Here is a 20,709-nt window from a genome sequence, read left to right as displayed (position 1 = left end):
CCCAAACCTCGCTTCCGGAACACCCGTTCAGGCGCTCCCCGACGACACCGGAACGCAGGCGCCTCAGCCGAACCAGCGTGGCGCCTGCGTCTCGGGTTCAATTCTCGAAATCAATCAGGCAAAAAATGTCCATTGGCACTATCTGTCGGCCCGGCCGATCTTGTTACATGGCTGAGACCATGCTCGTGATCGACGGCCCGGCAGCGCCGGTGTGCTCTTCGCAAACCATCGCACCAATCTACCGGTGAGGTCGCCCGGCAACCAACCACGTCCATAGCCGCACGACATAGCCCCTGGTAAACCGAGAGCGGCCGGTTAGCTGACGCTTGTCTGGACGATCACATCCCCACGCGAGCCCCCTCGCGCCACCGCCGATGAGTTGTGGATCACAGCAACTAGGTGCCGGAGACGGGCACCCGACGACCGGCATGCCCCGCACAGACGACCCTTCCGGCGGCCAATCGGTAGCCAATAGGGCGCTGATCCGTCCAGGGCATCGATTCGACAGCCTTATTCTGCAAGCACTAGCCTGCACTGCCAGGGAGTTTTCAGAAGGAAGCAGGAAGTTCGCATGTTCACCACCCGTTCGCTGATGTTGGCGACAGCCCTTGCGGGATGCACCGCAATCGGGGCCGTCACGGCGACCACTGCCGACGCCGCCCCGGTGGTTCCCCCCGAGCCTGGGCCTGCCACCAGCTACTTCATGGGTGACTCGCTCAACTGCTTCATCGACGTGCGGCTGACGATCGAGGACCAGCCCGACGGCAGACAGGCTGCTTTCGTCGAACCGCTGGGAATCCGGTCGACCGTTCCGGGGTTGCCCGCGCCAACGCACTGCTCGGCCACCCTGGGCGCGACGTGGAACGATCAGCAGAACCCGATGATGCGGTTCGGGTCGGTGCGCGTCGACGCGGCGCCCGATCGCACCGATCGGGCACGGATGGACTTGGATGTGCAGCCGGGCTCTCAGTGGACGAGCCTGAGCTATATTCCCGCCGCGACGATTCTGGCCTCCTACGGCGCCTTTCCGGCGATGTCCACCTGGGTCACTCACGGCACCCTGCCCGCCTGACGGCCGAGTTCTACCCGGCCTGTCCCCGCGCCCGGGCCGGGTCGTAGAGGTGGGACTGGGTGCAGGAGATCGACGGGGTGAGGGCTCGGCCGACGAGGATGACGGCGGCCTGGCGGAGGTTGGCGGCCTCGGCCTGGTCTGCGATGTCGGTGAGGGTGCCGCGCAGAATCCGTTGCTCGGGCTGGCTGGCTCGGTAGACGACCGCGACCGGGCAGTCGGCGCCGTACTCGTCGGCCAGTTCCTCCGCGAGGCCGCGGATGCGGGTGATGGCCAGGTGCAGGACGAGGGTGGCACCGGTGGCGGCGAAGTTCGTCAGCGCCTCGCCCGGGGGCATCGCCGTGGAGCGGGCCTGGGTACGAGTCAGGACGACTGATTGGACTACTTCGGGCACTGTCAGTTCGGTGCCGAGGAGGGCGGCGGCCGCGGCGTAGGCGGGGACGCCGGGGGTGATGTCCCACGGGACGCCCGCGGCGTCGAGGCGGTGGGTCTGTTCGGTGAGGGCCGAGTAGATCGACGGGTCACCCGAGCAGAGGCGGGCCACGTCCTGCCCGGCCGTGTGGGCGGCGACGAGCCGTTCGATGATCTGATCCAGGTCGAGGTGCTGGGTATCGATCAATTCGGTGCCCGGCGCGCAGTGCGCGAGGACCTCGGGGTCGAGATAGGTGCCCGCGTAGAGACAGACCGGGCTCTCGCGCAGCAGCGTGACCGCGCGCACCGTGAGCAGGTCGGCCGCGCCGGGGCCCGCCCCGATGAAATGCACCGTCATGGGCGCGAGTCTACGGTCGACGGTCGCGTCCCGGCCCGGCGGTGCGGACCGCTGGTCAGCGCATTGCGCCGACCGGAAGCCGGTGGAGCAAGTATGTTCTGAGTCCGTCGGCGCGTGCCGACCACGGACGAGGGGGCGCGGTGCCACGATCGAGGACCAGGCGAGCGATGGGTGCGGCGATCGTGCTGGCCGCGTTGGCTGCTGCGAGTGGCTGCGGGGGCCCCACCCCGATCACGGGAAACCCGACCTCCTCGATGGCGGAGTTCGTGCCGACCGAGGACAACCAGGACCCGTCGCTCACGATCCCCGGGATCGTCACCGTCGAGCTTCCGCCCGGTCTGCACGTGACCAGCAACCAGCGGGTCGCCTATCCGGAGATCCCGCCGCTGGGCGGTCCGCACGATGCCCGGTGGGCGGCGTGTGACGGTGTCGTCTACGACACGGCCGTGCGCACCGAGAATCTGGTGCACTCGCTCGAGCACGGGGCGGTGTGGATCGCCTACAACCCGGCGACGGTGAGCGCGCAGGACCAGGAGACCTTGCGCGCCAAGGTGATCGACAAGCAGTACACGGTGATGTCGCCGATCCCGGATATGGCCGACCCGATCTCGCTGCAATCCTGGGGCCATCAGCTGAAGCTCGACAGCGCCGAGGACGAGCGGATCGACCAGTTCATCACCGCCCTGCGCGAGAACCCCTACACCACACCGGAAGTCGGCGCGACCTGCTCGTCACCGAGTTTCGACCGCGCCGATCCGCCGCCGTTCGATCCCACCGCACCCGGCCCGGACGCGGTGCCGATGGACGGCTAACCCGTCATGTCGAAGTGCGCGACGACCTTCGCCGGTCGCACGCGCACCACCAGCTCCCCCGGCACCCCGTTGCGCTTGCCGAATTCCTCGGCCTTGTCCGGGCCCATGTACCGCGCGGCGATCGCGGTGGCGGTGCGGACCAGTTCCTCGGGGTCCTCGGACAGGGTGACCGTGCCCTGCACCGATACCAGGGCGTAGGGCGGTTCCTCGAGGTCCACGCACAGGGCGATGCGCGGATCGCGGGCGAAGGCGCGGCCCTTGGCGGTGTCCTTGCCGGTGTTGAACACCAGTTCGTCGCCATCGACGATGAACCAGACCGGCGTGACCATGGGCCTGCCGTCGGTGGCGACAAAGGCCACCTTCCCCGTGCGGGTGCCCCGAGACAGAAATTCGCGAACCTTGGGATCAGCGAGATTTGCCATAAGCCCAGCGTAGGCCACCTCGGGCTGGACGGTTGATCACCACGCGCTCAGGTGCGTGAACGCCGAGAAGGCGCCACCACCGGAGCCTGGATCGGGTCAGATGGCGCCTCGGTCCCGAGCGGTGGCGACGGCGGACGTGCGGGATTTGACGCCGAGTTTGGCGTAGATGTGCACGAGGTGGGATTTGACGGTGGTCTCGCTGAGGAAGAGCCGCTTGGCGATATCGCGGTTCGACAGGCCCTCCGCCACCAGGCGCAGGACCTCCACTTCGCGAGGGCTCAGGGTGGTGTCGGCGCGGCGGACCCGGGTCATCAGGCGGGAGGCGACGGTGGGTGAGAGCACGCTCTCCCCGGCGGCGGCCGCGCGCACGGCGGCGAGGAGTTCGGTGGGCGGGGTGTCTTTGAGGAGGTAGCCGACGGCGCCCGCTTCGATGGCGCCGAGGATGTCGGCGTCGGTGTCGTAATTGGTGACGACCAAGACGTTCGGCGGGTCGGGTAGCGCGCGCAGGCCCGCGGTGGCCGAGGCGCCGGAACGGCCGTCGCCGAAGCGCAGGTCCATCAGGACCAGGTCGACCGGGGTGGTCGCGCAGAACGAGACGGCCGCGTCGGCATCGGGCACATCGCCGACGACGGTGATGTCCTCGGCGGCCTCGAGCAGCGCGCGCAGTCCGGCGCGCACGATGGCGTGGTCGTCGGCGAGCAGGAGGCGGATCATTCGGCCGACCCCAAGGGGAAGGTCACCGTGACGGCGGTGTGGCCCGGCTCGGATTCGACTGTCATCGCACCACCTTGCTGTTCGGCCCGGCTGCGGATGGCGTGCAGGCCGAACGCACCGGCGCGTGGGCCGCGCACGGTGTCCGCTGGCGGTGCCCCACCGGGCACACACGGGCCGCGCACGGCGGTGTCCACCGAGGGCGCTGCCGCACCCGGCATCCGCGAGTCGCGCACGGCGGTGTCCGCCGAGGGTGCTGCCACACCCGGCATCCGCGAGTCGCGCAGGACCGCGGGGTCGATACCGATGCCGTCGTCGACGATGTCGAGGTGCACGTCGGTGTCGTCGTAGGTGAGGGTGACCCGCATCCGCGCCGCCTGGGCGTGCTGCACCACATTGGCGACCGCGCTCTGCGCGATGCGCACCAGCGCCGCCTCCACCGGCATCGGCAGCCGCTCCGGTTCGCCCTCCACCAGCAGTTGGGTGGATAGGGTGGGTGACTGCGCGCGCTCACAGATCCGGGCCAGCGCCTCGGCCAGCGATTGCCCGTCCAGCGCGGCGGGCGCCAATTCGTCGATGAGCCTGCGGGTTTCGGCCAGGTCCTCGGCGGCCGTTTCGCGGGCGAGCCGGATGCGGTCCAGCGCAGGGTGATCCGGCGCCGCCTGCTCGGCCGCGTGCAACAGCAACTGGATACTGCTGAGCCCCTGCGCGACGGTGTCGTGGATCTCCTTGGCCAGCCGCTCCCGCTCCGCCAGCTTGCCCGCCGTGCGTTCCTGTTCGGCGAGAGTCGCTCTGGTGCTGAGCAATTCGCTGATCAACCGCTCCCGCTCGACAGCCTCCCGGTACAACGCCTGATACCCCAGCCCGATCCCGATGGCCACTGCCGCCCCAAGGACCGGCCCTACCACGGCGCCCGCCGACCATCCGCGATGCGCCGCGAACCCCACCACACCAACGGCCGTCGCCAGCACCACCGCTGTCAATCCCCACACCCGGGGCAGCAGATGCAAATAGACGAAGAACAACCCGAACGCCAGATACACCGCATCCGGCGTCAGCCCGAGCAGAGCCAGCCACAGCACCGTCAACGCGGCCAGCCACCCCCACACCACCGGCGTATGCGCCCACCGACCAGCAGACACGTCGGCGGTACCCCGCCCACCGGGCAGAGCTTCGACGACGCCCCGCGAGCCAGGCGACGCCCCGGCATCACCCAGCCAGCCAGGCAACGCCGCTACGCTGCCCGGCGCACCAGGCGACGTCAAGGCCGTGTCCCGCGCGCCGGGCAAATCTTCGGCAACGCCCCGCGAGCCAGGCGATTCTCCGGAATCACCCAGCCAACCAGGCAACGCCGCTGCGCTGCCCGGCGCACCAGGCGACGTCAAGGCCGTGTCCCGAGCGCCGCGCAACGCCTCGGCGGTACCCCGCGCGCCGGGCGACGCCTCGCTTGCGTCCCGCGCGCCGGGCACCGCCACGGCTGTGTCCCACGCGCCGGGCGACGTCAAGGCCGTGTCCCGAGCGCCGCGCAACGCCTCGGCGGTACCCCGCGCGCCGGGCGACGCCTCGCTTGCGTCCCGCGCGCCGGGCACCGCCACGGCTGTGTCCCGCGCGCCGGGCAACGCCACGGCTGTGTCCCGCGCGCCGGGCGACGCCTCGCTTGTATCCCGCGCGCCGGGCAAGATCTCGGCGGGGCCCCGCGCGCCAGGCGACGCTGCGTCCGTGTCCTTCGACGCGGAAGGCCACTTGTCGCGAAAGCGCGGCTCGGCGACGGCGGTCGGCGCGGAGGACGTCAACCGGCCGCCTGTGCGCCGGGGCAGTTCTGTGCCCGCGAAGTAGACCAGTAACCAGATGGCGGTCAGCGTGACCACAGCGATCCCGTGTCCCCCACCGCCGGGCAGCATCGCGCGCACGGCGACCACCACGGCCAGCACCGTGACCAGCACGTGCAGGCCGAGCCGCAGGGTGGTGACGACGGGCGTCAGCGGGGACGAGTGCACTCGACCAGCTTATGTGCGGCAACCGGTGCGGCATCCATCGAAAGGTGTAATCGCGGGCCGACCTTGGGTGGAGCGGGATTCGTGCGCCGGTGCGATGGCCGGGGCGGGGTGCGCGGCGAGAGTGGAGGCATGTTCGTCGCACTCCGAGATCTGCGGGCCGCCCGCGGCCGCTTCCTGTTGATCACCCTCGTCGTCGTGCTGGTGGCGGTGCTGGTCAGTTTCCTCAGTGGGCTCACCGCCGGGCTGGCGCACCAGAACATCTCCGCCGTCCAGGGCATCGCGGGCGAGCGGGTGGTGTTCGCCGAGACCGGGACCGATCCGTCCTTCGATTCCTCGGTCCTCACCGAGGAGCAGATCGCGCGGTGGCGGGCGGCCGACGGCGTGCGGGTGGACCCGATCGGGATCTCGCGCACCAGGGCCGAGCACGCCGGGGCCAGCCCGGTCCAGGTCGCCCTGTTCGGCGGCGACGCGTCCGCCTTTAGCAATCACCCTGCTACCGCCCCGGGCGCGGTGGTGTTGAGCGCGGCCGCGGCACGCGAACTGTCGGCGGGCGCGGGTGACACCGTGGTGCTGGCAGGCCACGAGTTCGCCGTCGCCGCGGTGGCCGGGGACGAGTGGTACAGCCACACCCCGGTTGTCTGGACGAGCCTGGGCGACTGGCAGGCCGCCAGCCCCCGCTCGGGCGCGGCGACCGTTCTCGCGGTGAGTGGTTCGTCCGCCGACCTCGACACCGAGGCAGGCACCCGCACCCTGCCCGCCCGCGACGCCGTCCAGGCGATCGGTTCCTACCAGGCCGAGAACAGCTCGCTCAGCCTGATGACGCTGCTGCTGTTCGCCATCTCCGCCCTGGTCATCGGGGCCTTCTTCACGGTGTGGACGGTGCAGCGTCAGCCGGATATCGCCACCTTGAAGGCCCTCGGCGCGACCACCGGTTCGCTGGCACTCGACGCCTTGGCACAGGCCGCGATCGTGCTGGTCACCGGGGTGACGGCCGGGCTCGGCATCACCGCGGTGACCTCGCTCTTCCTGGGTGACGCCGTGCCGTTCGTGCTCTCGCCGTCGACCACGCTCATTCCCGCGCTGGCTCTGATCACCCTCGGCCTGGCCGGTGCCGCGGTCGCCCTGCGTTTCCTGTTCACCACCGACCCCCTGACCGCGCTCGGCGCCGTCCGCTGAGGCACCGGCAGCCTCCCCAACGCAGGCCCGCATCCCCCATTTCGCATCACCCGAGGAAGAAGTTCCCCATGGCACTGACTCTCACCGACGTGACCCTCACCTATCCCGACGGCGCCGACCGCCTCACCGCGCTCGACCGCGTGAACCTGCACGTCCCCGGCGGCACGATCGCCGCGATCACCGGCCCGTCGGGCTCGGGCAAGTCCAGTCTGCTCGCGGTGGCGGCCACGCTCATCCGCCCGGACTCGGGCCGCGTCGTCCTCGAAACCGACACCGGCGGTATCGATCTCGCGACGCTGAGCAGGCGCGCGGCATCCACGATGCGCCGCACCGCGATGGGGATCGTGTTCCAGCAGCCGAATCTCATTCCCGCGCTGACGGCACGCGAACAGCTCGAGGTCACCGCCCACCTCGGCGGACGTTCCCGGCGCACCGGCGAAACCCGCGCCCGCGCAACCGAACTGCTCGCCGCCGTCGGCCTGGCCGAGCACGCGGGCAAGCGCCCCGCCCAGCTCTCCGGCGGTCAGCGTCAGCGCGTCAATATCGCGCGCGCCCTGATGAACGACCCCGCCCTGCTCCTCGTCGACGAACCCACCAGCGCCCTGGACTCCGAACGCGGCGCCGCCATCCTCGACCTGATCACCAGCATCGCCCGGCAACACCACGCGGCCACCGTCCTGGTCACCCACGACCCCACCCACCTGCACCGCATGGACGCGGTCCACCGGATGACCGACGGCCACCTCACCACCGCGGACACCACCGCCGCGCACGTCTGACCGCACACCCCGGCGCGCCCGCTACCACCCGCACCCGGGTCGACGGGCACACTGAGCCGGTGACCGATCCCAGACAGCTGATCGTGGTCGACGCGGCCAATGTCATCGGCTCGCGGGCCGACGGCTGGTGGAAGGACCGCGCGGGCGCGGCTCGGCGCCTGCTGGGCGAGCTGGCGGAGTTGACCACCCGCCTGCCCGACACCACCGACATCACCGTCGTCCTCGAAGGCGCCGCGAAACCGGCCGCCGACACCCCGACACCCCCGCGCCTGAAAGTCCTGCTCGCCGAAGGCTCCGGCGACGACAAGATCGTCGAAGCCGTCGCCGCCGCGACCACCTACCCCGACATCACCGTCGTCACCGCCGACCGCGAACTCCGTACCCGCGTCACCACCCACAACGCCACCCCCGTCGGCCCGTCCTGGCTCCGCGACCAGCTCAGCTGAGAGAACTCGGCTACGGCTCTGGCGTATTCGTGTCGAAGGTCGCGACGCCGAGCTCTTTCCACGCGGTGAGCAACTTCCGGTCGCCCGACGCCGCGACCAAGTCGGTATCCGCCACCTGCGCGGCGGCCGCGCAATGGACAGCATCGTAGCCGCGCAGCGCGTGCTCCTCGGCGAACTCCGCCGCCGTCTGGATCAGTGCTTCGTCCACCTCGGTGACATTGATCTGAGCCCAGTAGTCGTCACGCAGCTGCTTGGCCGCGGCGAACCCGGCGCTGTCGAGCCTCCCCATGCGATGCGCCTGCGCGAGCGCCGCCGCCGATTCTACGTAGAGCAACCGGCACGACACTACGTCGTCGGCGAGATCCCAAAACCGGCGGCACGCAGCACTACCTGGCTCGACGACCAGAAGTGGAATGAACGCCGCGGTATCCAGATAGCCGATCACCGGCGCTGTTCGTCGATCAGGTCGGAGACTGTCCCGACGCTGTGAACTGGCTCGACCGTCGACTGCTTACGCTGACGCGCGGGCTGAATCCGTCCCTCGTTGCGCAGTTGTTCCAACGCGGTCAACCGATCAACCGGGACGATCCGGGCTATCGGCTTCCCATGGTCGGTGATCGTCACCGTGCGCCCGGAGCGGACATCCGCCAGATGGCGGCTGAGATGGTCCCTGAGGTCCCGCACACCGATTTCCATCACAACCTCCAATGTGGCCACAATTGATCGTTTCATTGTAGCCATATATGGCTAGTTCTGGCGATTCACCGCGTCGAGTTCGGCGAATAACGCAGCCAGCGCCATCTGACGAAGCACCGGCCGCGCCCTGCCCGCACTCGCGGAGGTGGCGCTGTGCGGGGTGGAGTTCAGGAGACCGAAGGCTGCGTGGGCTTGGATGCGGGCGGATTCCTCGGTCAGGGCGGGGTCGAGGTCGCGCAGGACGCCTACCCATACCTCCACGTACTGGCGCTGGAGGCGGCGCAGGGTGCGGCGCTCGGGGGCGGGGACGTTGTCGAGGTCGCGGTCCTGGATGCGGATTAGTTCGGGGTCGTCGAAGGCGAAGTCGAGGTGGAAGTCGACCAGGCCGGTGAGGGCCTCGGCGGGGGTGGGCGCGGTGGCGACGACCGCGCGGCCGCCCGCGAGCAGGCGCTCGCTGACGCCGACCAGCAGCTCGACCAGCAGCGCTTCCTTGTTCGCGAAGTGTCGATAGACGGCCGGTCCGCTGATGCCGACGGCCGCGCCGAGGTCGTCGAGGCGCACGCCGAGGAATCCGCGATCGGCGATCAACCGGGCACCGGCGGCGAGCAACTGCTCGCGACGCTGGGCTTTGAGCATTTCGCGCCGGGTCGCCGGGACGGATTCGGTACTGGACATCCGGGCGCTCCCCTTGACTCTGGACAATTCGGTTAGCCAAGACTAACCTGAATTTCAGTTATTGGCGATTAACCGGATGGCAGGATGGCGTGATGACGGTGACGCACGACCTCGACAGCGGTGCCGCGACCGCGACGAGCAACCGGGACGCCCACCGCGCCCTGGTCGACGACCTGCGGCAGCGGCTGGCGACCACCGCGCTCGGCGGCCCGCAGAAGGCGCGCGAACGGCACGTGGCCAGGGGCAAGCTGCTTCCCCGCGAGCGGGTCGACCAGCTGCTCGACCCCGGCAGCCCATTCCTCGAGCTGGCCCCGCTGGCGGCCAACGGCATGTACGACGACGACTGCCCCGGCGCGGGCATCATCGCCGGGATCGGCCGGGTGGCCGGGCGCGAATGCCTGGTCATGGCCAATGACGCGACGGTCAAGGGCGGCACCTATTACCCGATCAGCGTGAAGAAGCACCTGCGCGCGCAAGAGGTCGCGGCGCAGAACAACCTGCCGTGTGTGTACCTCGTCGACTCCGGCGGCGCGTTCCTGCCACACCAGGACGAGGTGTTCCCCGACCGCGAGCACTTCGGCCGCATCTTCTACAACCAGGCCACCATGAGCGCCCGGGGCATCGCCCAGATCGCGGCGGTGATGGGTTCGTGCACCGCGGGCGGCGCCTATGTGCCCGCGATGGCCGACGAGGCCGTCATCGTGCGCGACCAGGGCACCATCTTCCTGGGCGGCCCGCCGCTGGTGAAGGCGGCGACCGGCGAGGAGGTCACCGCCGAGGAACTCGGTGGCGGCCTGCTGCATTCGCGCACCTCCGGGGTCACCGACCACCTCGCCGAGGACGACCGCGACGCGCTGCGCATCGTCCGCGAGATCGTCTCGACCCTGGGCCCGCGCCCCGAGGCGCCGTGGGAGGTGCTGCCGAGCACCCCGCCCGCCAAGGACACCGACGAGCTCTACGACGTGGTGCCGGTCGACTCGCGCACCCCCTACGACGTGCACGAGGTGATCGACCGGATCGTCGACGGCGGCACCGGATTCACCGAGTTCAAGGCCGAATACGGCAAGACGCTGGTCACCGGGTTCGCGCGGATCCATGGTCATCCGGTCGGCATCGTCGCCAACAATGGCGTGCTGTTCGCCGAATCCGCCATGAAGGGCGCGCATTTCATCGAACTGTGCGACAAGCGCGAGATCCCGCTGCTGTTCCTGCAGAACATCACCGGCTTCATGGTCGGGCGCGACTACGAGGCGGGCGGCATCGCCAAGCACGGCGCGAAGATGGTCACCGCGGTGGCGTGCGCGCGGGTGCCCAAGCTGACCGTGGTGATCGGTGGCTCGCACGGCGCGGGCAACTACTCCATGTGCGGGCGCGCGTATTCGCCGCGCTTCCTGTGGATGTGGCCCAACGCCCGGATCTCGGTGATGGGCGGTGAGCAGGCCGCCTCGGTGCTGGCGACGGTGCGCGGCGATCAGCTCGACAGCGCGGGCAAGCCGTGGTCGGCCGAGGATCAGGAGGCGTTCAAGGCCCCGATCCGCGCCCAGTACGAGACCCAGGGCAACCCGTACTACGCCACCGCGCGCCTCTGGGACGACGGCGTGATCGCGCCCACCGACACCAGAACCGTGCTCGGCCTTGCCCTTTCGGTGTGCGCGCAGGCGCCGCTCGAACCCGTTTCCTACGGCGTCTTCCGGATGTGAGCGACATGCTGAACAACTCCACCCCTGTCGAATTCGACACCGTGCTGGTTGCCAATCGCGGCGAGATCGCGGTGCGTGTGATCAAGACCTTGCGCGCCATGGGCATTCGCTCGGTCGCGGTCTACAGCGACGCCGACGCCGGTGCCCGGCACGTGCGTGAGGCCGATATCGCGGTGCGGCTGGGCCCCGCGCCCGCGCGCGAGAGCTACCTGTCGATCGAGAAGGTCGTCGACGCCGCCATCCGCACCGGCGCGCAGGCAGTGCATCCGGGTTATGGCTTCCTGTCGGAGAATTCGGCCTTCGCGGCCGCGCTGTCCGACGCGGGCATCGTGTTTCTGGGCCCGCCCGCCAAGGCGATCGAGGTGATGGGCGACAAGATCACCGCCAAGAACACCGTCACCGCGTTCGGGGTGCCGGTGGTGCCCGGCATCGCCGAGCCCGGACTCGACGACGCGCGGCTGATCGCCGCCGCCGCGGAGATCGGCTATCCCGTGCTGGTCAAGCCCTCGGCCGGGGGCGGCGGCAAGGGCATGCGCCGGGTCGACCGGCCCGAGGACCTGCCCGCCGCCCTGGTCAGCGCCCGCCGCGAGGCCGGAGCCGCCTTCGGCGACGACACCCTGTTCTTGGAGCGTTTCGTGGTGCGGCCGCGCCATATCGAGGTGCAGATCCTGGCCGACAAGTTCGGCAATGTGGTGCATCTGGGCGAACGTGAGTGCAGCCTGCAGCGCAGGCACCAGAAGGTGATCGAGGAGGCGCCCTCGCCGCTGCTGGACCCCGAGACCAGGGCGCGCATCGGCACCGCGGCCTGCGATACCGCGCGCAGCGTGGACTACGTGGGCGCGGGGACCGTGGAGTTCATCGTCTCCGCCGACCGGCCCGGCGAGTTCTTCTTCATGGAGATGAACACCCGGCTCCAGGTCGAGCACCCGGTGACCGAGCTGGTCACCGGGGTCGACCTGGTGGAATGCCAGGTGCGGGTGGCCGCGGGCCAGCAGCTCACGCGCGCACAGGACGAGATCCATCTGGTGGGCCACGCCATCGAGGCGCGCGTCTACGCCGAGGACCCGGGCCGCGGGTTCCTGCCTACGGGCGGCACTGTGCTCGCTTTGTCGGAGCCGGAAGGTGCTGGGGTGCGGGTGGATTCGGGCCTACTGGAAGGCACCGTGGTCGGCAGCGACTACGACCCGATGCTGTCGAAGGTGATCGCGCGCGGTGACACCAGGGCCGACGCGCTGGCCCGGCTCGATCGCGCGCTGGAACAGACGGTGCTGCTCGGCGTGACGAGCAATATCGAGTTCCTGCGCTTCCTGCTCGCCGACGAGGACGTGCAGGCGGGCCGCCTGGACACCGCCCTGCTCGACCGGCGCGTCGCCGACTTCCACCCCGCCACCGTCACCGACGACGAATTCCTCGCCGCCGCGGCCTACCGCTGGCTGCGCCGCTGGCCCGCCGCCGACGGCGACCCGTGGTCGGTGCCCTCGGGCTGGCGCCTGGGGACCCCGGCACCCACCGTGCTGCGACTGGCCGCCGGGGACCGTACGCGCCACGTCTTCCTCACGGGCACACCGGAATCCGCGACCGTCCGGCTGTCGGATGACGCCGCGAGCACGCCGCCCACCGTATCCGCATCGGCGGCCGGGGCGGCGGAGCCCGCCGGTGGCACCCGGCCTGCCCCCGGCAGCGTGCCCGCCGCGTCGGCGACCCAGCCGGGCGCGTCCGTCGCGTCGGCGACCCAGCCGGGCGCCTCCGCCGGTTCGGCGATCGAGCCGGGCGCGTCCACTGATGACGAAACCCGCTCGCTCACCGCCACTCTCACCGGCGACGTTCTCACCCTCACCATCGACGGTTTGCGCCGCACCGCGCGCGTGGCCGAGGCCGACGGCCAGCTGTGGGTGAGTACCCGTGGCGGGGTCGCCGTGCTGCGCGAGGTCGCCGAGGCGAGTGTGCGCGGGGCGGCGGGCCATGTCGGTGACGCCGAGATCCGCAGCCCCATGCCGGGTTCGGTGATCGCCGCGCCCGTGGAGGACGGTGCGACCGTCGCCGCGGGCGACCCGGTGATCGTCATCGAGGCCATGAAGATGGAGCACGCGCTCACCGCCCCCGTCGCGGGCACCGTCGAGGTGCTGGTGGCGCCCGGCGCCCAGGTGAGACTCGACCAGGTGCTGGTCCGGGTGCTCGCCCAGTCCACCGAAACCGTTGTCGCCGAGACCGTTAGCGAAGGAACGCCCGCATGACCGACTACCTGTCCACCGGCTCGCTGCCGGAGGAATACCGTCAGCTCGCCCTGACCGTGCGCGACTTCGCCCAGCAGGTGGTCGCCCCGGTGTCGGCGAAACACGATGCCGAGCACAGCTTCCCGTACGAGGTCGTCGCGGGCATGGCCGAGATGGGCCTGTTCGGTCTGCCGTTCCCGGAGGAGTTCGGCGGCATGGGTGGCGACTACTTCGCCCTGTGCCTGGCGCTCGAGGAACTCGGCAAGGTCGACCAGAGCGTGGCGATCACCCTGGAGGCGGGCGTCTCGCTGGGTGCCATGCCGATCTACCGCTTCGGTGACGACAAGCAGAAGACCGAATGGCTGCCCCAGCTCACCAGCGGGCGGGCGCTGGCCGGTTTCGGTCTCACCGAACCCGACGCGGGCAGCGACGCGGGCGGCACCCGCACCACCGCCGTGGAGGACGGCGAGAGCTGGGTGATCAACGGCGCCAAGCAGTTCATCACCAACTCCGGAACCGACATCACCCGGCTGGTCACCGTCACCGCGGTCACCGGGCAGACCGGCGGCAAGAAGGAGATCTCCACCATCCTGGTGCCGACCTCCACGCCCGGTTTCGTCGCCGAACCCGCCTACAACAAGGTGGGCTGGAACGCCTCGGACACCCATCCGCTCAGCTTCACCGACGTCCGCGTGCCCCGGGAGAACCTGCTCGGCGAGCGCGGCCGCGGCTACGCCAACTTCCTGCGCATTCTCGACGAGGGCCGCATCGCCATCGCCGCGCTGGCGGTCGGTGCCGCGCAGGGCTGTGTCGACGAGAGCGTGCGCTACGCGGGTGAGCGGCAGGCGTTCGGCCAGGCCATCGGCCGCAATCAGGCCATCGCGTTCAAGATCGCCCGGATGGAGGCGCGCGCCCACGTGGCCCGCACCGCCTACTACGACGCGGCCGCGCTCATGCTGGCGGGCAAGCCGTTCAAGAAGGCCGCCTCGATCGCCAAGATGGTCGCCAGCGAGGCCGCCATGGACAACGCGCGCGACGCCACCCAGATCTTCGGCGGCAACGGCTTCATGAACGAATACCCGGTCTCCAGGCACTACCGTGACAGCAAGATCCTGGAAATCGGTGAGGGCACGACGGAGGTGCAGCTGATGCTGATCGCAAGGGAGCTGGGGCTGTGAGCGAACCTCGGCGGGTTGTCCAGCGGGGACTGTGGTTCGAGGAGTTCGAGGTCGGCACGATCTACGAGCACCGGCCGGGCCGCACCATCACCGAGGCCGACAATGTCCTGTTCACCACGCTGACCATGAACACCCAGGCGCTGCACCTGGACGCGGCCTTCGCCGACGAGCAGCCGCCGTTCAACCAGCGGCTGGTGAACTCGATGTTCACGCTGTCGACCCTGGTCGGTCTGTCGGTCGCCCAGCTCACCCAGGGCACGCTGGTGGCCAATCTCGGGTTCTCCGAGATGTCGCTGCCCGCGCCGCTGTTCCACGGCGACACCATGTACGCCGAGACGCTGGTCACCGACAAGCGCGAGTCCAAGAGCCGTCCGGGCGAGGGCATCGTCAGCCTGACGCACACCGCGCGCAACCAGCACGGCGTGATCGTGGCGAAGGCGGTCCGCCAGAGCCTGGTGCGGAAGGCGCCGGTCGCGTGAGCGCCTGGGAGCCCAGCGGACCCGCCTGGCTGTTCTGCCCAGCCGACCGTCCCGAGCGGTTCGCCAAGGCCGCCGCCGCGGCCGATGTGGTGATCCTCGATCTCGAGGACGGTGTCGCCGCCGCCGACAAGGCCGCGGCCAGGAAGGCGCTGATCGAGACGCGGCTGGACCCGCGGCACACCGTGATCCGGGTCAATGCCGCCGACACCGCCGAGTACGCGGCCGATCTGGCCGCCCTCGCCGAGACCGGCTATCGGCGTGTCATGCTGCCCAAATGCGAATCGGCCGAGCAGGTTCGGAGCCTGGCGGGCTACGAGGTGATCGTGCTGATCGAGTCGCCGCTGGGCGCGGTGCGGGTCACCGAATCGGTCGCCGCCGAGAACGCGATCGGCGTGATGTGGGGTGCCGAGGACCTGGTGGCGGGGCTGGGCGGCAACTCGAGCAGACACGCCGACGGCAGCTACCGGGATGTGCCCCGGCACGTGCGCTCGGCGAGTCTGCTGGCGGCCAAGTCCTTCGGCCGCTTCGCCCTGGACTCGGTGTATCTGGACATCAAGGATCTCGATGGCCTGGCGGTCGAGACACTCGACGCGGTCGCGGTCGGCTTCGACGGCAAGGTCGCCATCCATCCGAGTCAGGTCGCGGTGATCCGCGAGGGCTACGCGCCCGACCCCGACGAACTCGGGTGGGCGCGGCGCGTGCTCGCCGAGGTGCCGAATCACCGTGGTGTCTTCGCGTTCGAGGGACGTATGGTCGACGCACCGGTACTGCGGCATGCCGAGCGGATCGTCCGCCGGGCCGAACCGACCAGCTGAACACCATCCGGCGCGCGCCGGGGACATCACCACGCGGGCAGTCGCCACCCGCGCGACCAGAACGAGGAGGACATCCGGTGCAACCGCAGTGGGAGCCGAGCGCCCAGGACATCGCGTCGGCACGGATCACCGACTTCGCCGCGTTCGTCAGCCGCCGGACCGGCGAGCAGTACCCCGACTACCAGTCCCTGTGGCAGTGGTCGGTGGACGATATCGCCGGTTTCTGGCAGGCGCTGTGGGACTACTTCGAGCTGGGCGAGACCGCGGGCGAGGTGCTCGGATCCCGCGCGATGCCCGGCGCTTCCTGGTTCCCCGGCACCCGCCTCAACTACGTCGACCAGATCATCCGGATGGCCCGGCCGGACCGTCCGGCGATCATCGCGTTGCACGAGGACGCCGAGCCTCGGGAGATCTCCTGGGCCGAATTGATCGAGCAGGTGGCCGTTTTCGCGCGCACGCTGCGTGAGCACGGCGTCGAACCGGGCGACCGGGTGATCGGCTACCTGCCCAATATCCCCGAGGCGGTGGTCGCGTTCCTGGCCACGGCGAGTATCGGCGCGGTGTGGAGCGCCTGCGGCCAGGACTACTCGGCCAAGGCCGCGCTGGATCGGCTCGGCCAGCTCGATCCGGTCGTGCTGGTCACCGCCGACGGCTACCGCTTCGGCGGCAAGCAGCACGACAAGCGGGCCGATATCGCCGAGATCCAGGCGGGGCTGCCCACCCTGCGCGCGACGGTCGCGGTGTCGCGGCTCGGGCACGCGGTGCCCGGCGCACTGCCCTGGACGACGGCGGTGACCGACGACGAGTTCGGCGTGATCGACACGGTCGCTGTCGATTTCGATCATCCGCTGTGGATCGTGTTCTCCTCCGGCACCACCGGCCTGCCCAAGGGCATCGTGCACGGCCACGGCGGCGTGCTGCTCGAACATCTCAAAGCCGTCGCGCTGCAATCCGATATCGGGCCCGAGGACACCTTCTTCTGGTTCACCAGCCCGAGCTGGATGATGTGGAACTTCCAGGTCGCCGGGTTGCTCACCGGCGCGACCATCGTCACCTACGACGGCAGCCCGGCGGCGGGCTCACCGGATGCGCTGTGGCGCCTCGCCGCCCAGGTGCGCGCCACCGTGCTCGGCACCAGTCCCGGATATGTGCTGGGCTGCATCAAGGCCGGATCGGTGCCGAAGACCGACCACGATCTATCCGCGCTGCGCACCGTCGGTATCACCGGTTCCGCGCTGCCGGTGTCGAGTGCGCTGTGGCTGAACGAGAACGCGGGCGAGCACGTGCAGGTGAACTCGATCAGCGGCGGCACCGATGTGGTGTCGGCGTTCATCGGCGGGGTGCCGACCGTGCCGGTGTGGCCGGGTGAGCTGTCGGCGCCGTATCTGGGCGTGGCGCTGGACGCCTACGACGAGGCGGGCGCGCCGGTGCGCGGGGAGGTCGGCGAGCTGGTCGTGACCGCGCCGATGCCGTCCATGCCGGTCGCCTTCTGGCACGACGATGACGGAAAGCGTTACCACGACGCCTATTTCGACACCTACCCCGACATCTGGCGGCACGGCGACTGGATCACGCTCACCGAGCACGGCAGCATCGTCGTGCACGGCCGCTCCGATTCCACTCTCAACCGGCACGGCATCCGGATGGGCAGCGCCGATATCTACCAGGTGGTCGAGCAGTTCCCGGAGATCGCCGAGGCGCTGGTGATCGGCGCCGAGCAGCCCGACGGCGGCTACTGGATGCCGCTGTTCGTGGTGCTCGCGCCGGGGGCCGAACTCACCGAGGACCTGAAGACGCGGATCTCCACGGCGATTCGCACCGAGGTGTCCCCGCGGCACGTCCCCGACGAGATCCGCGCGGCACCCGGCGTACCGCACACCCGCACCGGCAAGAAGCTGGAAGTGCCGATCAAGAAGCTGTTCCAGGGCGCGGACGCGGCCAGGGTGGTGGATCGCAGCGCTGTCGACGACCCGGCGCTGCTGGACTGGTATGCCCGGATAAGCCCTCCTCACAAGGGCTAATACACTTCCCGTATGAATATCGGCGAGTCTCGTGGGGCGCGTGGGTCGATAGTCGACGGTACGGCGGGGGAAGGGGTGCGCAGGCGGCCGAAGAATCGGCGAGCTCAGATCGCGGCCACCTCCGCGATGGCCTTCGGGGCCGCCGGGTACCACGGGGTGAGCATGGAGGACATCGCCTCCGGGCTCGGGATCAGCTCGGCCGCGCTGTACCGCCACTACCCGAGCAAGTACGCGCTGTTCCGGGAGGAGCTGCTGCGGGTCGGTCAGGCGTTCACCGCCTCGATCGCGGCGGGCGCCGACGACTCGCTCGACGCGGCGCAACGCCTGCGGCACATGCTCACCGGGCTCACCGGGGCCACCGTGGAGAACCGCGCCACCGTCACCCTGGTGCGCTGGGAGGGCCGCTACCTCGAACCCGCCGACCGCCAGGTCCTCGACGATCATCGCGGCGCGGTGCTGGTCGCCTTCACCGAGCAGCTCGCCGTGCTCCGTCCCGAACTCACCCCCGCCGACCTGCGCATGCTCGCCACCGCCATGCTCGGCGTGATCACCAGCATCGCCGACCATCACGCCGCGCTACCCGCGCGCACCCTCACCAAGCTGCTCGGCACCGCCTGCCTGAGCCTGAGCGGCCCCGGTCTGCCGCCCGCCGCCCCCGGCGAACGGTCGAGCCGGATCCAGATCCCGGAAGCGTTCAAGCACGAGCTGCTGCTGCGCAAGGCCGTCGAGCTGTTCCACGAGCGCGGGTACCCGAATGTCAGCGTGGAGGACATCGCCGCGGCGGCCGGGCTGTCGGCGGCCTCGGCGGTCTACCGGTTCTATCGCGGCAAGGCCGACATCCTCGCCGCCGCGTTCCGGCGCGCGGCCGACCGGGTCTCCGGGGCGATCGGGCGCGCGGTGGCGGCCACCAGCGACAGCGGCGCCGCGCTGGATCAGCTGATCGAGCAGTTCGTCGCCGACACCTTCGACGAGCGGGCCCTCGCCGTGGTCTACTACGCCGAATTCGGGCACGTCCCCGCCGACGAGCGCGCGGTGCTGCGCAATATCCAGCGGCTCAGCGTGCAGGAGTGGGCCCGGCTGGTGCGCGAGGTGCGGCCCACGCTCTCGGCCACCGAGGCCCGGTTCCTGGTGCACGCGGCCTTCGCCATGGTGATCGATCTGGGGCAGGCCTTCGGTGACGATCCAGTCGCCTGCCGGGCCCGGACCGGCTTCCTGATGCGGCGCGTGCTGCTCGGCTGAGCGCCGACCTGCGGATTTCACCCGTTGCGTGTGAGGCGGCGCGGATCGGCCCCGCGCTAGGGTGGCGCTCGATGCCATCGAAGGGAGGGTGGGTGGACGGTCGACACGAGCTGAGCAGACGCGCCCTGTTCGGCCTCGGCGCGGCGGCCTCGGTCGTCGTCGCGCTCCCCGGCTGCGGCCGCGGCGACCCCCTCCCCACCCCGGCCCCGACGACCGGCCCGACCGATGTGGTCGCCACCGCGGCCGACGCCTATGTCTTCGGGTATCCGATGATCATGCTCGACATCATGCGGGCGGTCAGCGCGCCGACCAATGTGCTCGACCACAGCACCCTGCCCGATCCGCACGATCGCGGGGTGGCCCGGCTCAGTCACGACATGGTCTACACCCAGGCCTGGCTGGATCTGTCGGTGGAGCCGATGGTGCTGCAACTGCCCGGGGTCGAGGACGACCGGTACTGGGTGTTCCAGCTGCTCGACGGCTGGGGCAATACCGTGCACGACCTGACCAGCAAGGATCCGCGCACCACCGTCGACGCCGATGGCCCGCCCTACACCTATCTGATCGCCGGGCCACAGTGGTCGGGCCCGGCGCCCGCGCACATGGTGGAGCTGCGCATCCCGACGGCGCTGTCCACGATCGTCGGCCGCGTCCAGATCAACGGGCCTGAGGACGCCCCGCGCATCGGCGAATTGCAGCGGCAGATGAAGCTCGTCCCGCTGCGCGCGTGGGAACAGGGCCGCTTCGACGCCACCCTCACCCGGGTGCATCAGATCGACCGGGGCACCGAGCCACCGGTGAAGCGGATCGCCGCGCTCGACGGGCGCACCTACTTCAACCGGATGTGCAGGCTCATGCTCACCAATCCGCCCGCCACCGACGACGCCCCGCTGATGCGGCAGCTGGCCACGATCGGGATCCAGCCGGGCGGCAATGTCGACGAGCTGCCCGACGGACCCCTCGACGACGCCGTCCGCGAGGCCCACCACCGCATCGACACCTGGCAGGACCCGACCGCCCGCCAGGTCAACGGCTGGGACATCCCCACTCAGCTCAGCGACTTCGGCACCGACTATCTGCGCCGCGCCGCGCTCACCATGCGCTCCCCCGGTTTCGCGCCAGTGCGCGATGTCCTCTACGGCACCATCTGGTCCGCGCCGACCACTGACGACGCGGGCAACCCGCTGCGCTATCGCATCCGCTTCGCCCCCGGGCAGTGGCCGCCGACCCACGCGTTCTCCTCGATCACCGCCTACGACACCCAGGGGTTCCTGGTGCCCAATCCCGACCAGATCTATTCGGTCGGGCATATCCCCCGGGTGGTTCCCGCCCGCGACGGGTCGGTGGAGATCGTCATCCAGAACGCGGATCCGCGCCCGGACACCCCCGCCGGAAACTGGCTGCCGATCCCGGCCACCGGCGAGTTCTCCCTCACCCTGCGCCTGTACGCCCCGAAAGAGACCGCGCTGGAAGGACAGTGGTCGCCACCACCGATGGAACGCGACGAATAGG

Annotated in this window: 20 protein-coding genes; 13 read left to right on the top strand and 7 right to left on the bottom strand. The window is 70.2% G+C overall.

What is annotated here, in order from left to right; all coding sequences use genetic code 11:
- Positions 1–571: 571 nt before the first annotated feature.
- The gene (locus WA675_RS12105) at positions 572–1,072 is read left to right on the top strand and encodes a hypothetical protein (RefSeq protein ID WP_336084337.1); all 501 of its coding nucleotides are present in this window, start codon (positions 572–574) and stop codon (positions 1,070–1,072) included.
- A 10-nt stretch (positions 1,073–1,082) separates the two neighbouring features.
- Here WA675_RS12105 and cobM read toward each other — a convergent pair whose 3' ends face one another.
- On the bottom strand, positions 1,083–1,838 hold the full coding sequence (gene cobM, locus WA675_RS12100) for a precorrin-4 C(11)-methyltransferase (protein ID WP_336084336.1): 756 nt from the start codon (positions 1,836–1,838) through the stop codon (positions 1,083–1,085).
- 167 nt (positions 1,839–2,005) lie between these two features.
- Here cobM and WA675_RS12095 point away from each other — a divergent pair, with 167 nt between their 5' ends.
- Positions 2,006–2,650, top strand: coding sequence for a DUF3105 domain-containing protein (locus WA675_RS12095; protein ID WP_336084335.1), 645 nt, complete (start codon positions 2,006–2,008; stop codon positions 2,648–2,650).
- On the opposite strand, the gene WA675_RS12090 is transcribed toward WA675_RS12095, so the two are convergent.
- The 3 genes from WA675_RS12090 to WA675_RS12080 form a co-directional block, all read right to left on the bottom strand.
- Positions 2,647–3,072 carry a PPOX class F420-dependent oxidoreductase gene (locus tag WA675_RS12090; RefSeq protein ID WP_336084334.1) on the bottom strand — a complete coding sequence of 142 codons (426 nt, stop codon included), beginning with the start codon at positions 3,070–3,072 and terminating at the stop codon, positions 2,647–2,649. The two genes, WA675_RS12095 and WA675_RS12090, sit on opposite strands and share 4 nt — an antisense overlap.
- A gap of 96 nt (positions 3,073–3,168) precedes the next feature.
- Positions 3,169–3,786 carry a response regulator transcription factor gene (locus WA675_RS12085; protein ID WP_336084333.1) on the bottom strand — a complete coding sequence of 206 codons (618 nt, stop codon included), beginning with the start codon at positions 3,784–3,786 and terminating at the stop codon, positions 3,169–3,171.
- Complete coding sequence (locus WA675_RS12080) at positions 3,783–4,925, bottom strand: sensor histidine kinase (protein WP_442945618.1); 1,143 nt, start codon at positions 4,923–4,925, stop codon at positions 3,783–3,785. The genes WA675_RS12085 and WA675_RS12080 overlap by 4 nt, the downstream gene beginning before the upstream one ends.
- Before the next feature lie 984 nt (positions 4,926–5,909).
- Here WA675_RS12080 and WA675_RS12075 point away from each other — a divergent pair.
- The 3 genes from WA675_RS12075 to WA675_RS12065 all read left to right on the top strand — a co-directional run bounded on the left by WA675_RS12075 (position 5,910) and on the right by WA675_RS12065 (position 8,181).
- Positions 5,910–6,956: an ABC transporter permease gene (locus WA675_RS12075; protein ID WP_336084332.1), complete on the top strand. Its 1,047-nt coding sequence runs from the start codon at positions 5,910–5,912 to the stop codon at positions 6,954–6,956.
- A 68-nt stretch (positions 6,957–7,024) separates the two neighbouring features.
- Complete coding sequence (locus WA675_RS12070; RefSeq protein WP_336084331.1) at positions 7,025–7,735, top strand: ABC transporter ATP-binding protein; 711 nt, start codon at positions 7,025–7,027, stop codon at positions 7,733–7,735.
- Positions 7,736–7,794: 59 nt separating this feature from the next.
- Positions 7,795–8,181, top strand: a complete 387-nt coding sequence (locus WA675_RS12065; RefSeq protein WP_336084330.1) for a hypothetical protein — start codon at positions 7,795–7,797, stop codon at positions 8,179–8,181.
- A gap of 10 nt (positions 8,182–8,191) precedes the next feature.
- On the opposite strand, the gene WA675_RS12060 is transcribed toward WA675_RS12065, so the two are convergent.
- The 3 genes from WA675_RS12060 to WA675_RS12050 are packed head-to-tail and all read right to left on the bottom strand — an operon-like array spanning position 8,192 to position 9,552.
- Positions 8,192–8,626, bottom strand: a complete 435-nt coding sequence (locus WA675_RS12060; protein ID WP_336084329.1) for a type II toxin-antitoxin system VapC family toxin — start codon at positions 8,624–8,626, stop codon at positions 8,192–8,194.
- Positions 8,623–8,898, bottom strand: a complete 276-nt coding sequence (locus tag WA675_RS12055; RefSeq protein ID WP_336084328.1) for a type II toxin-antitoxin system Phd/YefM family antitoxin — start codon at positions 8,896–8,898, stop codon at positions 8,623–8,625. The genes WA675_RS12060 and WA675_RS12055 overlap by 4 nt, the downstream gene beginning before the upstream one ends.
- 30 nt (positions 8,899–8,928) lie before the next feature.
- Positions 8,929–9,552 (bottom strand): SACE_7040 family transcriptional regulator, encoded by a 624-nt coding sequence (locus WA675_RS12050; RefSeq protein WP_336084327.1) that lies wholly within the window; start codon positions 9,550–9,552, stop codon positions 8,929–8,931.
- Positions 9,553–9,644: 92 nt separating this feature from the next.
- On the opposite strand from WA675_RS12050, the gene WA675_RS12045 reads away from it, so the two are divergent.
- The 8 genes from WA675_RS12045 to WA675_RS12010 all read left to right on the top strand — a co-directional run bounded on the left by WA675_RS12045 (position 9,645) and on the right by WA675_RS12010 (position 20,708).
- Positions 9,645–11,252: a carboxyl transferase domain-containing protein gene (locus tag WA675_RS12045; protein WP_336084326.1), complete on the top strand. Its 1,608-nt coding sequence runs from the start codon at positions 9,645–9,647 to the stop codon at positions 11,250–11,252.
- A gap of 5 nt (positions 11,253–11,257) precedes the next feature.
- Complete coding sequence (locus tag WA675_RS12040) at positions 11,258–13,486, top strand: acetyl/propionyl/methylcrotonyl-CoA carboxylase subunit alpha (protein WP_336084325.1); 2,229 nt, start codon at positions 11,258–11,260, stop codon at positions 13,484–13,486.
- Positions 13,483–14,643: an acyl-CoA dehydrogenase family protein gene (locus tag WA675_RS12035; RefSeq protein WP_336084324.1), complete on the top strand. Its 1,161-nt coding sequence runs from the start codon at positions 13,483–13,485 to the stop codon at positions 14,641–14,643. Before WA675_RS12040 ends, WA675_RS12035 begins: the two co-directional genes overlap by 4 nt.
- Positions 14,640–15,122, top strand: coding sequence for a MaoC family dehydratase (locus tag WA675_RS12030; RefSeq protein WP_336084323.1), 483 nt, complete (start codon positions 14,640–14,642; stop codon positions 15,120–15,122). The genes WA675_RS12035 and WA675_RS12030 overlap by 4 nt, the downstream gene beginning before the upstream one ends.
- On the top strand, positions 15,119–15,937 hold the full coding sequence (locus WA675_RS12025; RefSeq protein ID WP_336084322.1) for an HpcH/HpaI aldolase/citrate lyase family protein: 819 nt from the start codon (positions 15,119–15,121) through the stop codon (positions 15,935–15,937). Before WA675_RS12030 ends, WA675_RS12025 begins: the two co-directional genes overlap by 4 nt.
- A gap of 77 nt (positions 15,938–16,014) precedes the next feature.
- Complete coding sequence (locus WA675_RS12020) at positions 16,015–17,958, top strand: acetoacetate--CoA ligase (protein WP_336084321.1); 1,944 nt, start codon at positions 16,015–16,017, stop codon at positions 17,956–17,958.
- A gap of 12 nt (positions 17,959–17,970) precedes the next feature.
- Entirely contained in the window at positions 17,971–19,197 is a 1,227-nt protein-coding gene (locus WA675_RS12015) for a TetR/AcrR family transcriptional regulator (RefSeq protein ID WP_336084320.1), read from the top strand.
- 92 nt (positions 19,198–19,289) lie between these two features.
- On the top strand, positions 19,290–20,708 hold the full coding sequence (locus WA675_RS12010; protein ID WP_336084319.1) for a DUF1254 domain-containing protein: 1,419 nt from the start codon (positions 19,290–19,292) through the stop codon (positions 20,706–20,708).
- The last annotated feature ends 1 nt before the right edge of the window (position 20,709 follow it).

This window comes from Nocardia sp. SSK8 (genome assembly GCF_037034205.1).
In the GTDB taxonomy this organism is placed as follows: domain Bacteria; phylum Actinomycetota; class Actinomycetes; order Mycobacteriales; family Mycobacteriaceae; genus Nocardia.
The sequence above is the reverse complement of the archived record's forward strand: the minus strand, read 5'-3'. Positions and strand labels throughout refer to the sequence as shown.

What these genes read in the sequence shown, in the direction of transcription:
- WA675_RS12105 (WP_336084337.1), top strand. Translation starts at nt 572, where the DNA reads ATGTTCACCACCCGTTCGCTGATGTTGGCGACAGCCCTTGCGGGATGC.
- cobM (WP_336084336.1), bottom strand. Translation starts at nt 1,838, where the DNA reads ATGACGGTGCATTTCATCGGGGCGGGCCCCGGCGCGGCCGACCTGCTC.
- WA675_RS12095 (WP_336084335.1), top strand. Translation starts at nt 2,006, where the DNA reads ATGGGTGCGGCGATCGTGCTGGCCGCGTTGGCTGCTGCGAGTGGCTGC.
- WA675_RS12090 (WP_336084334.1), bottom strand. Translation starts at nt 3,072, where the DNA reads ATGGCAAATCTCGCTGATCCCAAGGTTCGCGAATTTCTGTCTCGGGGC.
- WA675_RS12085 (WP_336084333.1), bottom strand. Translation starts at nt 3,786, where the DNA reads ATGATCCGCCTCCTGCTCGCCGACGACCACGCCATCGTGCGCGCCGGA.
- WA675_RS12075 (WP_336084332.1), top strand. Translation starts at nt 5,910, where the DNA reads ATGTTCGTCGCACTCCGAGATCTGCGGGCCGCCCGCGGCCGCTTCCTG.
- WA675_RS12070 (WP_336084331.1), top strand. Translation starts at nt 7,025, where the DNA reads ATGGCACTGACTCTCACCGACGTGACCCTCACCTATCCCGACGGCGCC.
- WA675_RS12050 (WP_336084327.1), bottom strand. Translation starts at nt 9,552, where the DNA reads ATGTCCAGTACCGAATCCGTCCCGGCGACCCGGCGCGAAATGCTCAAA.
- WA675_RS12045 (WP_336084326.1), top strand. Translation starts at nt 9,645, where the DNA reads ATGACGGTGACGCACGACCTCGACAGCGGTGCCGCGACCGCGACGAGC.
- WA675_RS12040 (WP_336084325.1), top strand. Translation starts at nt 11,258, where the DNA reads ATGCTGAACAACTCCACCCCTGTCGAATTCGACACCGTGCTGGTTGCC.
- WA675_RS12035 (WP_336084324.1), top strand. Translation starts at nt 13,483, where the DNA reads ATGACCGACTACCTGTCCACCGGCTCGCTGCCGGAGGAATACCGTCAG.
- WA675_RS12015 (WP_336084320.1), top strand. Translation starts at nt 17,971, where the DNA reads ATGAATATCGGCGAGTCTCGTGGGGCGCGTGGGTCGATAGTCGACGGT.